Here is a 15,307-nt window from a genome sequence, read left to right as displayed (position 1 = left end):
AGGAAGTATATAATGGCAGATTCTGCAGTTAAACCAATAATTGAATTAAAAAATGTAAATAAAATTTATGGTAAAGATATTGTTGGTTTAAAAGATATCAATTTAACTATTAATAAGGGTGAATTTGTCGTTATTGTTGGCTTATCTGGTGCAGGAAAATCAACTTTGCTGCGTTCAATCAATCGCTTAATCGACATTAGTGCCGGTGATATTTTAATTGCCGGTGAATCAATTACTAAGGCTAAAGGTAAAGAGCTCAGAATGCTGCGCCGTAATATTGGAATGATTTTTCAAAGCTTTAATTTAGTTAAGCGCTCGAGTGTCTTACGTAATGTTTTAACTGGGCGGGTAGCATATTATCCAACTTGGAAAAGTACTCTAAATCTATTTACTAAAGAGGATAAACAAAGAGCATATGATGCTCTGCAACAGGTTGATTTGGCTGATAAAGTATATAGCCGAGCTGATGAACTTTCAGGAGGTCAGCAGCAACGTGTAGCCATTGCTCGGGTTTTAACTCAGAATCCTGATATTATTTTAGCTGATGAGCCTACAGCGTCACTTGATCCCCAAACTTCACGGCGGGTAATGCAAGATTTAAAGATGCTCAATGAAAAGCATGGTATGACAGTTATTATTAATTTACATAGCGTGCAATTGGCGAAAGAATTTGGTAAGCGAGTAATCGGCGTACGTGCTGGTGAAATCATTTATGATGGCAAAATGAATGAAACGCCAGAGTCCACCTTTGATCAAATATACAGTGGTGGTGAAAAAGATGAATAGCACTGATCCAGAAAAATTAATGACATTGCCTAAGAAAAAATTTAAATTCTGGAACTTAATTTGGGTAATTATTTTTATTGGCGGTTTGTTTATTTCAACTGGTGTTACTAAAACAAGTTTAGGTGCTTTTTTTAGCAATTTTGGGCAATTTGCTGATATCTTCTTACAAATGCTTCATCCGAATTGGGCATATCTTGGTGCAGTGATTCCGCTTCTGCTGGAGACGATTAAGATGGCTGTTTTGGGGACTGTAATTGGTTCAGTCTTAGCCTTTATCTATGCATTATTAATTGCACGTAATATTGTTAAGAATAAAACAGTAACCGGCATTCTAAGGGTAATTATGAATATTATTAGAACGATACCTGACTTACTACTGGGAGCAATTTTTGTGGCAATTGTGGGTATTGGTCCGGTGGCAGGTATCTTGGCATTGGCGATTTGTACGTTTGGAATAGTGGTTAAATTATTTTATGAAGCCATTGAAACAATTGACCCAGGTCCCATTGAAGCTTTAACTGCTGTAGGTGCTAATAAATTGCAAATTATTGTTTTTGCAGTTTTACCTCAAGTTATCACTTACTTCATTTCATATTGCCTATATGCCTTTGAAATCAATGTGCGGGCTTCAACAGTCCTTGGTTATATCGGTGCTGGTGGGATTGGCTTGTACTTGCAACAAACACTTCAAGTCTTTGACTATGCAAAAACCGGGACAATTATTATTGTAATTATTTTGGTTGTGGTACTAATTGATTACATTTCATCTAAATCACGGGAGGCGTTGATGAACTAATGGATACTACTATGAAAAAATTGCCTCCTAAGCCAATTGAATGGAAAAAACGCATCTTACATTGGGCTATAGCAATAATTACGGTTTTCTTAATTATTTGGTCTTGTACAGGGATTGATTTTGGTGGTATTAAGGAAACTGCTGGCCAAATTGCTGGTGCAATATTTACAGGTATTTTTAATCCTGATTGGTCCTACATTTATAATGGGACCGGTGAAGATTTAGTTTCTCAATTATGGGAAACTGTTTGTATTGCATTCTTAGGGACCTTCATCTCAGCAATTATTTCTTTACCATTTGCTTTTTGGGCAGCACATACAAAGCATAAAAAATGGTATCTATCACGTTTAGGTAAGATTGTGCTAGCAGTCATTCGGTCATTCCCTGAAATAGTTTTGGCTTTAATGTTTATTAAAGCGGTTGGCCCTGGTTCAGCAGCTGGTGTTTTAGCCTTAGGTTTTCACTCAGTGGGAATGTTAGCTAAATTGTTTTCAGAAGCAATTGAAAATTTAGATGATGGTCCTAATGAGGCAGTAACTGCGGCTGGTGGATCAAAAATGAATATAATCATGTTTTCAATCCTACCTAATTTAATGCCTGCCCTGATTTCTAATACCTTATACCGATTTGATGTTTCAATTAGATCAGCTTCAATTCTTGGTCTTGTTGGTGCTGGTGGTATTGGCTATCCTTTAATAATTGCTTTACAGTATCGGCAATGGAATCGAGTGGGAATTATTTTACTCGGTATTATTGTCATGGTAATTGTTATTGATGCAATTTCTGGTTGGATTCGTAAAAAATTAGTATAAATAAAAAGTAGTGCAGGTAAAACTGCATTACTTTTTTTATTATCGGGGTATTATATTTACCGTTAGTTTTTGCTGTGCTATTAATAAAATTTATATTTTTAGATAAAAATAGACAAATTGTAGTCCGTTTTAAGTAAAAACATTATTATAATTATTAATTCTTTGTTAACAGAGTAAAAATTTATTTTGAAAAAGTGCAATAGTAGTTTTTTTGGTATAATATAGAATGAACTTTAGGAGGATATCATGGAAAAGTTAGCTATAGTGGCTTTGGCCGATGATTTGGCCATGAACCAAGAAAGTATTTTAAACCAAGAAATAGATTTTGATGCCGAGGCTGTTTATCGTGTAATTGACAGTTTGCAAGTACTGCATAAGCCAGTCAAAGAATACTTTGCAATGACACAAGAACAATATTATGAAACCGAGAGTGATCATAAATTAACTTTGATTAATTTATCAGCAAACTTGACTGACTTGCATGATCGCATCTTAACTAATCATGTAGATGGTTTTGTGGATCAACATGAGATTAATCTGACTTATAATCATGAAAATCCTTTCGAAGATGATTTTTATAATAATGTAGTCGATTTTCATGTTGTTAGCTATAGTTTGAAGGTAATTGGTGCCGTTCAAGCAGTAGCAGCTCAAGAATTACAAACAGTATTGTCTAAAGATGCAGTTTTGTCAATTGGGTTAGCAGCATACGCATTGGCAAATAATAAATAAAAATGAAGGCTGTGGCTAATGCCCAGCTTTTTCTTTAGCTTGAGGCAGAATAATGGAATTTTTTAGATATGCTAAAGGATTAGTTAATCGGATTAGTAGTGTAAGAGAGCAGAAATTATCGCAAAAGAAAAATGTCTCACTTGATCCGATGCAGGATTACTTAACTGTAGGAGAATATCGGGTTGATGAGGAACAACATACGCCGCATAATCAGCCATATAATTTAACGGTTTATAAAGATGATGAAGGGGTTTTACATCAAGCACTTAGTTTAGAAAGTACAACTAAGTTAGAACCGGAATATGTCCGTGACTTTAATCAAGAATTAGGCTGCTATCGTGCCTTTGCTAATCGGAATACTGGTCGCCGCTACGTGGTTGAAGAATATTTAGAACAATTTGTTGGGCGAGTAAAAAAGCATGTCCGCCAAGGAGAAAACTCGGTAAATGTCAGTGTGATTACTGATACCCATTATAAAGATGCCAACAGTATCGATTTTTATGGTTGGAATGGGCTAACCCATGTTAGTGAGTTTTCCTATTTAGATAATTTAGGTTTATTAGATTTAAAAGTTCACCTAGGGGATTGGATTGATGGGTCAGATACCGGATTTTTAGGTGAGAGGGAACTTATTAAATTACGTGATGCTTTTAAGTCAAACTACATTCCATATATAATGATTAAAGGAAATCATGATGAAAATGATAAATACGATGAACATCATGACTTAAAAGCATCGTTTCCAGAAAATGAATTCGAACATATTATGTGGCCGCAGATGTACGCGCAAGATGAGATTAACTATATTTCACGCCAGCATGGGGTTTGTTACTATGATATAGATAATGTTCGCTTTATTGCGGTTAATACTTCAGACTTACCCTATTATTTGGATGCGCAAGGTCGCAAAAAATATGATGCCAAAATTACCTTAGGTGTTAGAGAAGATCAAATTGAAGAAATTATTGAAATTTTGGAACAGTCTTCGAATAAAAATATTATTTTTATGAGCCATGCTAATCCAATTAATCGTAAAGCTTCTAATGCTTTGAAATATAATGGACGTTCTCTTCATGAATTATTAGTAGCCTTTAATCAAGGTGAAAAAGGCCGAATGCATTCTAGCTATGGTATTCCTGCGGAATTTCGCTTAGCTAATGATTTTGATTTCACTAATGTCAAAAATGCCCGGATTATCGCCTATTTTTGTGGACATCGGCACCGTGAAGACCAATATCGAATTAATGGTATTCAATATATTTTATTTAATTGTTCGGCTTTGATGGGTCCTAACCATGCTTTAACTACTAAGTATAATAAAAATTGGAAACGACAGATTGATCATCAAACAGAATTTGCGGGTTATGTTGTAAATATTGATTTGCATCGACACTTAATTCAAGTATTTGGCTATGGTGCGGCAAGTAAGAGACGATTTTTTTATATTTAGTAAAAATTCACAAGTAGTTTGGTAAATATGTGATTTTTAGCATATAATAGAGCGACTAGACTAAAAAAATAAATTACTGAAAATAAGGGAAGATAAACTATGTGCGGAATTGTCGCGTTTTATAATCCAGAAATAAACGATAAACAAGCTGCAATTGGCAAAATGATGGCAGCAATTAAGCACCGTGGTCCAGACTCAGATGGACTTTACACTAATGATAAAGTGGCACTTGGCTTTAGACGATTATCAATTATTGATTTGCGTGGTGGAAGTCAACCGATTTTTAATGAAGATAAGACGCGGGCAATTGTTTTTAATGGTGAAATTTATAATTTCAAGCCGCTAAGGGAAGAATTGATTGAAAAGGGTCATACCTTTACTACTAAGGCTGATACTGAAGTTTTACTTCACGGCTATGAGGAATGGGGAATGACTGAGTTACTTAAGCGCATACGAGGTATGTTTGCCTTTATTATTTGGGATGATAATACACAAACAATGTATGGTGCACGTGACTTTTTTGGCATTAAACCATTATATTATAGTGACGACAATGGTCAGCTACTTATGGGCTCCGAGATTAAGAGCTTTTTGCAATTTCCAGGTTTTAAACGTCGTTTAAATACTGAAGCAGTTAAGCCATATTTAATGAATCAATATAATGATTTGGCGGAAACTTTTTTTAAAGGGATTCATCGCTTTCCGGCTGGACATTGGTTTGAGTATAAAGCTGGCAAAATGAAGATGCATCAATATTGGGATGCGGAATATAAAGCAAATAATTTAAGCTTTGAAGAAACTGTTAATAAGATTGATGAAGATTTACGTGAAACAGTTGAGCTCTATCATAATGCTGATGTTCCAGTGGGTGCCTTTTTATCAGAGGGAGTCGATTCCAGCTATATTACTAGTATTTTAAATCCGGATGATGTTTTTTCGATTTCTTTTGATGATGCTACTTATGATGAATCATCTAAGGCTAAGGCACTAGCTGATATTAAAGGTTGGCAATTTTTCTCAGATAAGGTAAATGCTGATGAAGCAATGCATGACTTTGCTGAGATGCAATATCATATGGATGAGCCTGATGCTAATCCATCCATTATCCCTTTATGGTACTTGTGTAAGATGGCACGTAAGCATGTTACGGTAGCATTATCAGGCGAAGGTGCAGATGAACTGTTTGCAGGTTATGTTAATTATGGTATGCACACCCATAACAATGTGATCAAAGCATTTACAAATCAATGCAAAAAATTACCTAAGAAGACTAAAGTTAAGTTAGCTCATCAAATCAAAAAAATGCCGAATTTTCCTGGGAAAGTTCATCTTTATACTAACTTAGCTGAACCAAGTGAATTTTATGTTGGTCAATCGGTTATTTATGATTTGGATTATCCAACGATATTTACTTCTCAAGATGCTAATAGTATTTTGAAACCATCTTATCGTAACAAATTAACTGTTAATGGTATCTATCAAACGGACTTTAAAAAGGTTAAAGACCTTGATAATGTTCGTCAGATGCAGTATATTGATTTGCATCATTTTATGCTTAATGATATTGAGCAGAAGGCTGATAAGATTTCCATGGCGCACTCTTTGGAATTAAGGGTACCGTATTTGGATAAAAAAATAGCGCAACGGGCTAATTCAATCCCCACAGAATATCTTGTTAATAAGCATGATACTAAGTATGCCTTGCGGAAGGCTTCTGAAAAGGTATTACCAGCTGAATGGGCTAAACGTCCTAAACTAGGTTTTCCAACTCCAATTAAACAATGGCTACAAGAACCTCGTTTTTATAAACAGGTACGAGAACTATTTAGTGAAGCTTTTGTTCAGGATATTTTTGAACAGGATAAAATTTTGCAGCTACTTGATGATAATTATAAGGGTGACGGTTCGCATCGGCGACAAATTTGGACAATTTATACTTTCCTTGTTTGGTACAAATTGTTCTTTGTTGATTATGATGAGACAGTCAATCGCTATCAGCATGTACAACCGGAAGTAGCTAACTTAATTGAACAAGGCAAGTTAGTCTAATTAGGAGCAGATTTTAAAAAATGAAACAGGATTTTACACCAATTCTACTAGGTAGTGATATTAACGTTTATGGTATGGCTCGTTCATTCAATGAGGAATATGGTATTAAAGTTAAAGCACTAGCTGATAGTCAATTGGCGCCAACTCGTTACTCCAAAATTGTAAGCGTTGAACTACATCAAGGTTTTAGTGAAGATCCAACTTTTATGGAAGTTATGCGTGACCAGATGAAAATCTATCAAGATCATCAAGAACCGGTGATTTTAATTGCTTGTGGTGATGGCTATGCCGAACTATTATCTAAACACAAGGAAGAACTTGAAGCAACTTTCATTGTTCCATATATTGATTATGACTTGTTGAAAAAGTTAATTTCAAAAGAGGGCTTTTATCAAATTGCCGAAGAATATGGGCTTCCCTATCCTAAGACTAAGATTGTTACTGTAGCTGATTATCAAGCAGAAAATTATTTAAAGCTTCCATTCGATTATCCAATCGAATTAAAGCCAGAAGATCCTGTATCTTGGCTTGATGTTCATTTTGAAGGACGCAAAAAAGCTTTTACAATTCATAATGAAGCTGAATTAAAAGATATTATTAGTAAAATTTATAGCAATGGCTACAAAGCAGATTTAATTTTACAGGACTTTATTCCGGGTGATGATTCTAATATGCGTGTTTTAAATGCTTATGTAGATAAAAATTATCATGTTAAAATGATGTGTTTAGGTCACCCATTGCTAGAGGATCCTACTCCGCAAGCAATTGGTAATTATATGGCGATTTTGCCTGAATATGATGAAAAGCTGTATGAACAAGTTGAATCATTTTTAGAAAAATTAAATTATGTCGGGATGGCTAATTTTGATATTAAATATGATAATCGAGATGGTAAGTATAAGTTTTTCGAAATTAATTTGCGGCAAGGTCGATCAAGCTTTTACGTTACTTTAAATGGTTATAATTTGGCTAAATGGTACGTTGATGATTATGTTACCGATAGCTTGCAGGAAAAAGAGCCAGTTTATGGTAATAAACTTAAGTCGCAACATACTTTATGGTTAGGAATTCCGGTAAAAGTATTTAAGCAGTATGCTACTAATAATGATGCTAAACGTCTAGCTGAAGAATTAATTCATGAGGGACGCTATGGTACCACGGTTTTTTATGAAAAAGATCGTAATTTTAAGCGTTGGCTACTACTTAAATATATGTTCCATAATTATATAGGTCGTTATCAAAAGTATTATCAAGTGAATAAAGGACAGTTCTTTAATCAGCAGAAGAAACAATAATTTTAAAAGCTCATCTCACTTAAGAGATGAGCTTTTTAATGATTTTAGAATGTCTCCAAGGCAATAACTTGATTTTTATAATATTTAGATTATTAGTCGGGGTGTTTTTTTGCACACTTCTTGTTAAACTGGTAAATGGAATGCTAATTGGGAAGGACGGAATAAATGAAACTCTCACATGGATCAAATAATGAAACAGAGGTCAAATTGCGTTGGCTGTTACTAGGCGAATTAGTAACTTGGATTGGGTCAAGCTTTGTTTGGCCGTTGACCTCAGTCTATTTGAATAAGCAATTGCATATTAGTTTGTCAGTAATTGGTATTGTATTATTTTGTAATTGTGCCAGTAATGTCTTAGGATCAATTGTAGCAGGTTGGCTTTATGATAGATATAACCCATACCCACTAATTGTAATTGGTTTGGGAATTGATGCTTTAATTTTAATTTTGATGGCTTTCTTTCATGGTTGGCCTGAATATTGGTTTTGGCTTGTTTTGACAGGATTTGCTAGTGGCTGGGACGGAACACTAATTAATTCAATTGCGACAAGTTTGCGTAAATATCCAGGAAAATATGTGTTTAATTTGATTTATTTTGCCCAAAATGTAGGTACTGTCACAGGTACTCTTTTAGTGGGTTATTTGTATGATTTTTCAATTGAATTCTTATTTTTATTAGCGGCATCTTTATTTATAATTGGTTGTATTAACGCAGCAATTCACTATCGACCAATTAGTAATTTTCACCGGCAAAGGCATACAAGTGTAAAAGTTGGGGAAAAACACAAATTTGAACCAATGCCTAAGTACAATACGATGTTAATGTGTGGTTTTTTATTGTCTTTGGCAGTCACTTGGTTAATGTATATGAATTGGGAATCGAACCTTTCAGTGTACATGGTGTCATTAGGTATACCATTTCATTTATATAGTTTGCTATGGACGCTTAATGGGGCAATTATCGTAATTGTTCAAGTAATTTTAGCACGTTACCCCCATTTATTTAAAAACCTATTTCAACAAATTATTTTTGGGACATTAATGTTTGCTATTTCTTTTGCTACACTTATTTTTGCTCGTGATTTTGTTCATTTTGCCTTATCAATGGTAATTTTAACCTTAGGTGAAGCAACGGCGTTTCCCGCAGTTCCAGCATATGTTAATGAGCTATCTCCGCTTAGCAGTAAGGGAAAGTATCAGGGCGTGATTAATGTAGCGCGGGGAATTGGCCAAGCTTTTGGTCCCTTATTTGGGGGAATGATAATTGATCGTGCAGGATATATTCCCTTTTTTATTATTGCTGCTGGTGGGATATTTTTAATGGTAATACTACTTTTACCATTGTATGCTAAGTTAAGGAAATATATTAAGTTATATAAATAATGTGTTAAATATTTGTTGATAAGCTGTATAATTAAAATGACAATATTAATTTATTCGAATTTTAATTTTAATTTAAAAGGAGTGTTAGCATGAGAAAAAATTTTGCAGTTCGTGGCGGTAGCGGTGATGTAATTGAGCCTAAAGTAGGTACTAGGCCGCAAGACAATATTTATTTGGCAGTCAATTCGGAATGGATTGAAAAGACAAAGATTCCGAGAGATCGCTCGCGAATGGCCTCTTTTGATGGTATTGATGTTAATGTTGAGAAACATTTAATGCAAGATTTTGCAGACTTTGCTACTGGTAAAAAAGCAATTCCTGCTATTCCTAATTTAGCAGAGGCAGTCAAATTATATCAATTAGCTAGTGATTTTGATAAGCGTAACAGAGAAGGTGCTGAACCAATCAAAGCCGATTTGAATATTTTGACCGGTATCAAGGATTTTTCTGATTTTAATTTAACTGCTCCTGACTTGACTACCTTTGCATCGCTACCATTTGGTTTTGATGTGGAACCTGATATGAAAAATACCAAAGTTAATGTATTATATTTTGCTGGTCCAGGTACATTTTTACCAGATACTACCACTTATCAAACCGCAGATGCTCCCAAGTTATTGACAATTTTACAACAGCAATCAGTTAAGTTACTTCAAATGGCTGGTATTGCTGAAGATGAAGCTCAAAAATATGCGGCAGCTGCTATTGAATTTGATGCTAAGTTGGCTAAAGTAGTCAAGTCTTCTGAAGAATGGGCTGATTATCCAGCTACCTACAACCCAATGGCGATTGCCGATTTTGAAGATAAATTTAGTGAATTTAAGATTCAATATTATCTTAAAGAAGTAATTGGTGAAGAACCCGAGCGGATTATTGTTGAAGAGCCACGTTATCTTGATCATATTAATGAAATTATTAATAAGGATAATTTCGCTGAAATAAAAGGCTGGATGATTGTTAACTTTATTAACGGTGCTGCCTCTGACTTGTCGCAAGAGTTTCGTGAAGCTGCTTTTCCATTTAGTCAAGCCCTATCTGGTCAACCTAAATTAGCTGAGGGCAATAAACAAGCTTACCATATCGCTAATGGCAGCTTTAGTGAAGTAGTTGGTGTGTATTATGGTAAAGAATACTTTGGTGCTAATGCAAAAAAAGATGTTGAAGATATGATTCAACGGATGTTGGATGTCTATAAAGATCGTTTACAGCAAAATAGCTGGCTGTCTGCTGAAACTAAGAAAAAGGCAATCATTAAACTTGAGGCTTTAGAGCTTAAGATTGGGTACCCAGATAAGATAGAAGAAATTTACAATCGGCTGAAAGTGATTCCAGCTAGTCAAGGTGGTAGCCTTTATTCTAATGAGCGCGCCTTTGCTGTTGCAGAACAAAAGTACAATATTGAACAACTACATCAAAAGGTTGATCGTACGGTTTGGGCAATGCCGGGTAATTTGGTTAATGCCTGTTATGATCCCCAAAGAAATGATTTAACTTTCCCAGCAGCAATTTTGCAAGCACCATTTTATGATTTAAAGCAGGATAGAGCAACTAATTTTGGTGGCATTGGGACGGTTATTGCACATGAAGTTTCACATGCTTTTGATAATAATGGTGCTCAATTTGATGAATTAGGTAACATGACTAATTGGTGGACTGAAGCAGACTATGCTGAATTCAAAAAGCGAACACAAGAAGAAATTGATTTGTTTGATGGTATTGAATATGGACCAGTGAAATTGAACGGTAAGCAAATTGTTTCGGAAAATATTGCTGATCAAGGAGGCTTGACTGCTGCTGTTGAAGCTGCTAAGAATGAAAATGATGATTTAAAGAAACTATTTGAGAATTTTGCTCGTATTTGGGCAAATAAGCAATTAACTGAATCAATCAAGACGCAAACAGCCGTTGACGTGCATGCACCTGGTCCATTGCGGGCTAATGTACAAATTCAATGCCAAGATGACTTTTATAAAGTTTTTGCGGTAACACCTGAAGATGGCATGTGGCTAGATCCTGATAAACGCGTAGATATTTGGTAATTAGCAAACAACATAACAAAAAACACTGATCAAAAATTTCTGATCAGTGTTTTTTATATGCAGGATTATTAACTATTGAATTACTTCATCTTCATTTTTCAAATGAGAGTAATCACATGGGGCGACTCGTTTAATATGTAAATCTCTACTTGGTCGACCTAAGATTAATGGTACACTTTCGACTACAGTATCAGTATATTCCAAGCCAAACCAAGATGCAGGATTAGAGGACAAATTTTGTAACCAAACGCGAGCCGTAACAATCCATTTTTCAAAGCCTTTTAATTTAGTTAATGGGCTGACGACATCTTTGACAATGACGAATGAAAAGTCACCCACCTCTCTTCCAGGTGAGGTTGTATATTCTTGTGGTTGCGATTCAATCGTTCCATCTTTAATTAAGTCGTGAACCACTTGGCGTAAATAAACATTTACACTAGTTTGCTTTTTAAAACCTAAATACAATTGAACGTTAATTACATTCTTAGTTTCATAAGTATTTACGGCATACTTTGCTGTATATGGTTCATTAGTAATGTTTACGGAAACAAACCAATAGGCCCCTGCTCTTTTTGGTCTTTTATCCAAAATTGAATATAAAATTTCACGTTTAATAAATTTATTGTACTTCACTTTAGCCATGTAGACTAAGTTAGTAGCATAGACTGGATAATCATCATCGTGACTAAGATCAGTCAGCATATCAGTATATTTATCTAAACGAACATAAGTGTTTGCTCCTTCATGTTTGTCCCGAACCTTATTACCGAAGAACCAGATAAACATAATAATTCCAATGAAGCCAGCAATTAAGACTGTAACATAACCACCATGGGTGAACTTAGTTAAACTAGAAATTAAAAACATACCTTCGATAAAACCAAAAACGATAAGGAAACAAAGACGTAAAATCAGTGGGTGGTTTTTGGCACCTAAATATTCAAATAGAAGTAAGGTAGTCATTAACATGGTAACCGTGATAGACAGACCATAAGCAGCTTCCATATGCTCTGAAGTACGGAAGAACATAACAATTGCAATCGTAACTACACAAATCATTTTATTAACAGCAGGGATATAAATCTGCCCGTGTTCAGTTGTAGGGTAGTTGATTTTCATTCTCGGTAAGAATTTAAGACCACTTGCTTCAGACACAAGGGTAAAAGATCCGGTAATTAAAGCTTGCGAAGCAATAATAGCAGCAATTGTTGCTAAGATAATTGCAAATAAACGTAAATTAGCGGGTACCGCCTCAAAGAAGGGATTTAGCTCCGTCCCGTTTGTATGGTAGTTTGGATTTTGCAAAATCCAAACGCCTTGTCCCAGGTAGTTTAGCGCTAAGCAAATAAAGACATATGGCCAAGAACCCAAAATATTACCACGACCAACATGACCTACATCAGAATATAAGGCTTCTGCGCCTGTTGTTGCCAAAAAGATTGAACCTAAGATAAAGATACCAACTTTATTAGCAGGACTAAATAAAACTTTGATAGCTAAAAGAGGATTTAGTGCCTCTAGAATAGACCAATCTTGCATCATATTGTGGAGGCCAATTAAGCCTAAGAAGCTAAACCAGATTAACATAATTGGTCCAAATGCCTTACCAATTATGCTAGTACCAAAAGTTTGAATTGAAAATAATAGTAATAAAATTACAATAGTAATGATAATGACAGAATTTTGATCAGGAACAGGGATGCTTGAATCAAAGTGCATATTTTTTAGCCCTTCAATTGATGTTGTTACTGTTACTGCAGGGGTTAAAGTACCGTCAGCCAGTAATGCTGCACCGCCAATTAATGCTGGTATTACTAGCCACTTAGCTCTTTTACGAACAAGTGCATATAATGCAAAAATCCCTCCTTCGCCGTGATTAGTTGCGTTGAGAGCAATCATTACATACTTAACAGTCGTCAATAAGGTAACAGTCCAAAAAATCAAAGAAATTGAACCTAAAATTAGCTCACGGTTAACATTGGCAATACCGCCGTTGCCAGTTACGATTGATTTCATAACATATAGCGGACTAGTACCAATATCACCGTAAACAATTCCTATCGTAATCAGCAGGCCTGCTACTGAAATCCGTTTCTTTTTTTGATCCATAGTTATTCTATACTCCAATAGATTAATATAAAAATTGTTTAAGTAAAAGAGAATGTCAATTTGACATTCTCATCTAAGGATATATTTTGTTCTTTTTTTAGTTATAGTACAAGTAAATTATGACAAAGAAGTAGAAATATTATCACGACGATTTTCATACCAATTATCCCAATCGTCATATGAAGTCATCTCTGCTGCTTTGATATTATCTTGACGAATAATTTCATCGACAATATTTTGGAGATTTTGCGCATGGTATTGTAAAGCATGCCGCATAAGCTCTTTTTGTTCAAAATGAATATTATCAAGTAGGTAATGGTTAATGTCAACCATATTAGAATTGGTATCATATAAATTCATGATTTCCAAATCTTGTTGGTTGAATTTAGCAATGTAAAAGTAAGTAAAAACTTGGAGATAGTCAGGCTGTTCAGTAAACTCAGTCTGTGGCATAGTAGTCCATGTTGCTTCAGGCATAACTACTTTTAGTTCTTCTTCTTTTAATTCTTTTTCTTTATCTTGTTCTTTTTCGTTATCTGTATCTTTGATATTATTTTCTTTTTCAGTCAAAGCGGACACTCCTTTAATAAAAATAGGAAACGTGAAAGTCAATAGTAATTTTACCGACTTTAGCTAGTAAAAGCAACTATTCTAATGATGGCTGCTTAATAGGGTTAGTCTTTCTTACTATATGCATGAGTAAAACGAGTAGTTCCATTAGCAATAGTACAAGATAACCAAAAACGCCCAAGTTAAGGGCGATTTTTTGGAGTTAAATTAGGGCTTTAGATATTTTTGCACATCCTTTTTAGTAATTAGATTAGGATTAGCTCGCTTAGAACTACGGTAAAGATCGATTAAGTCCTGTGGGCTCCATGACATAGCATCGTAACCTAACTTACCAACACGTTTGCGTAATTGGGCGATTTGATTTTTGGCAACAGTTTTACCGTTAACTTGGTGATTGCCCATTGAGCCTTCACCAGTTTTGCCAGCATTGCCAGTTGCGCCAATACTATTTTGGGCATTATTGCTTTTAGCATGGTTATTTGAACTGGATCCATTACCTGAGATAGCGGCATAACCCTGAATAGCAGATTTACCATTAGTGGCAGCTTTTTTATCCTTTTTAATTCCTGCTTGAGCGATATTTTTATATTTTTGGTAGTATTTATCGCCAATGTAAGGTAAATTTAAAACTTTTTGGTATTGTTCAATAGCTTTTAAATATTGTTTATCAGCCTCAGCTTGAGAGGCGGTTGCAAAAATTGGCTTAATTTCGTGTTTATAATCATCTTCTACGTCTTCAACAAGAGACTTCAACTTTTCTCCCTGTTTGGTTAAAACAGGATAACCATTACTTTTAGTGATGACTTGATTGATAGCTTTTAATGCCTGATTATATTTACCATCTTGGGCATATTTAATTGTAACAAGCATGTTATCAGCCTGACTTTTATAAGCAGCTGCTTGTTTGGTCTTTTTAATATTTAGTGCCTGCTTAAACTTATTGCTAGCTTCAGCATAATTTTTATTTGCGACTGCTTTTTTACCATGTGTAATTGCTTGATTATAGGAAGCTTCAACTTGGTTATTAGTTGAATTTTGCTTAACAAAAAAGAAACTTCCCCCTAAGACAACAACTACTGCAGCTACAATTGTCCAAATCGTAGTTTTTTTCATAATAGGAATTTGTCCTCCTTACTAATATTAATATTAATTATAGTTGGTTTGGATTGATTTGACCACCTAAGGGCTATTTTTAATAAAAGAAAGTCAATTTTTTTAAAAATGTTACATTTTGGTTTTTCAACTCGTTATTAATAGTGTAAGACATCTAGCGCGCAGATTGATTA

12 protein-coding genes are annotated in these 15,307 nt (G+C 34.7%); 9 read left to right on the top strand and 3 right to left on the bottom strand.

Annotated features, from left to right (window positions below; translation table 11 throughout):
* Positions 1-12: 12 nt before the first annotated feature.
* From phnC to F5ESL0233_RS07375, 9 genes are all read left to right on the top strand, one after another.
* Positions 13-786 carry a phosphonate ABC transporter ATP-binding protein gene (phnC, locus tag F5ESL0233_RS07415; RefSeq protein WP_122059509.1) on the top strand — a complete coding sequence of 258 codons (774 nt, stop codon included), beginning with the start codon at positions 13-15 and terminating at the stop codon, positions 784-786.
* Positions 779-1,582, top strand: a complete 804-nt coding sequence (gene phnE / locus F5ESL0233_RS07410; protein WP_090092583.1) for a phosphonate ABC transporter, permease protein PhnE — start codon at positions 779-781, stop codon at positions 1,580-1,582. The genes phnC and phnE (F5ESL0233_RS07410) overlap by 8 nt, the downstream gene beginning before the upstream one ends.
* Positions 1,582-2,394, top strand: coding sequence for a phosphonate ABC transporter, permease protein PhnE (gene phnE / locus F5ESL0233_RS07405; protein WP_090092581.1), 813 nt, complete (start codon positions 1,582-1,584; stop codon positions 2,392-2,394). Before phnE (F5ESL0233_RS07410) ends, phnE (F5ESL0233_RS07405) begins: the two co-directional genes overlap by 1 nt.
* Positions 2,395-2,640: 246 nt before the next feature.
* Positions 2,641-3,126, top strand: a complete 486-nt coding sequence (locus tag F5ESL0233_RS07400) for a hypothetical protein (protein ID WP_090092579.1) — start codon at positions 2,641-2,643, stop codon at positions 3,124-3,126.
* 52 nt (positions 3,127-3,178) lie between these two features.
* Complete coding sequence (locus F5ESL0233_RS07395) at positions 3,179-4,576, top strand: metallophosphoesterase (RefSeq protein ID WP_090092577.1); 1,398 nt, start codon at positions 3,179-3,181, stop codon at positions 4,574-4,576.
* 99 nt (positions 4,577-4,675) lie between these two features.
* Positions 4,676-6,625 (top strand): asparagine synthase (glutamine-hydrolyzing), encoded by a 1,950-nt coding sequence (asnB, locus tag F5ESL0233_RS07390; protein ID WP_090092576.1) that lies wholly within the window; start codon positions 4,676-4,678, stop codon positions 6,623-6,625.
* A gap of 20 nt (positions 6,626-6,645) precedes the next feature.
* Positions 6,646-7,920 carry a carboxylate--amine ligase gene (locus F5ESL0233_RS07385; RefSeq protein ID WP_122059508.1) on the top strand — a complete coding sequence of 425 codons (1,275 nt, stop codon included), beginning with the start codon at positions 6,646-6,648 and terminating at the stop codon, positions 7,918-7,920.
* A 165-nt stretch (positions 7,921-8,085) separates the two neighbouring features.
* A complete protein-coding gene (locus tag F5ESL0233_RS07380; RefSeq protein ID WP_118896179.1) occupies positions 8,086-9,303 on the top strand; it encodes an MFS transporter in 1,218 nt (405 codons plus the stop codon).
* 89 nt (positions 9,304-9,392) lie between these two features.
* Complete coding sequence (locus tag F5ESL0233_RS07375; protein WP_122059506.1) at positions 9,393-11,342, top strand: M13 family metallopeptidase; 1,950 nt, start codon at positions 9,393-9,395, stop codon at positions 11,340-11,342.
* A gap of 72 nt (positions 11,343-11,414) precedes the next feature.
* Here the strand turns inward: F5ESL0233_RS07375 and F5ESL0233_RS07370 are convergent, their stop codons facing one another.
* The 3 genes from F5ESL0233_RS07370 to F5ESL0233_RS07360 all read right to left on the bottom strand — a co-directional run bounded on the left by F5ESL0233_RS07370 (position 11,415) and on the right by F5ESL0233_RS07360 (position 15,134).
* The gene (locus F5ESL0233_RS07370; RefSeq protein WP_122059505.1) at positions 11,415-13,451 is read right to left on the bottom strand and encodes a KUP/HAK/KT family potassium transporter; all 2,037 of its coding nucleotides are present in this window, start codon (positions 13,449-13,451) and stop codon (positions 11,415-11,417) included.
* Positions 13,452-13,568: 117 nt separating this feature from the next.
* Positions 13,569-14,021, bottom strand: coding sequence for a hypothetical protein (locus F5ESL0233_RS07365; RefSeq protein WP_118897672.1), 453 nt, complete (start codon positions 14,019-14,021; stop codon positions 13,569-13,571).
* Positions 14,022-14,228: 207 nt separating this feature from the next.
* Positions 14,229-15,134 (bottom strand): hypothetical protein, encoded by a 906-nt coding sequence (locus tag F5ESL0233_RS07360; protein WP_122022269.1) that lies wholly within the window; start codon positions 15,132-15,134, stop codon positions 14,229-14,231.
* Positions 15,135-15,307 lie beyond the last annotated feature (173 nt).

Source organism: Lactobacillus sp. ESL0233 (assembly GCF_003692995.1).
GTDB classification, from domain to species: Bacteria; Bacillota; Bacilli; order Lactobacillales; family Lactobacillaceae; genus Lactobacillus; species Lactobacillus bombicola.
This window is presented reverse-complemented; position numbering and strand designations above follow the sequence as displayed.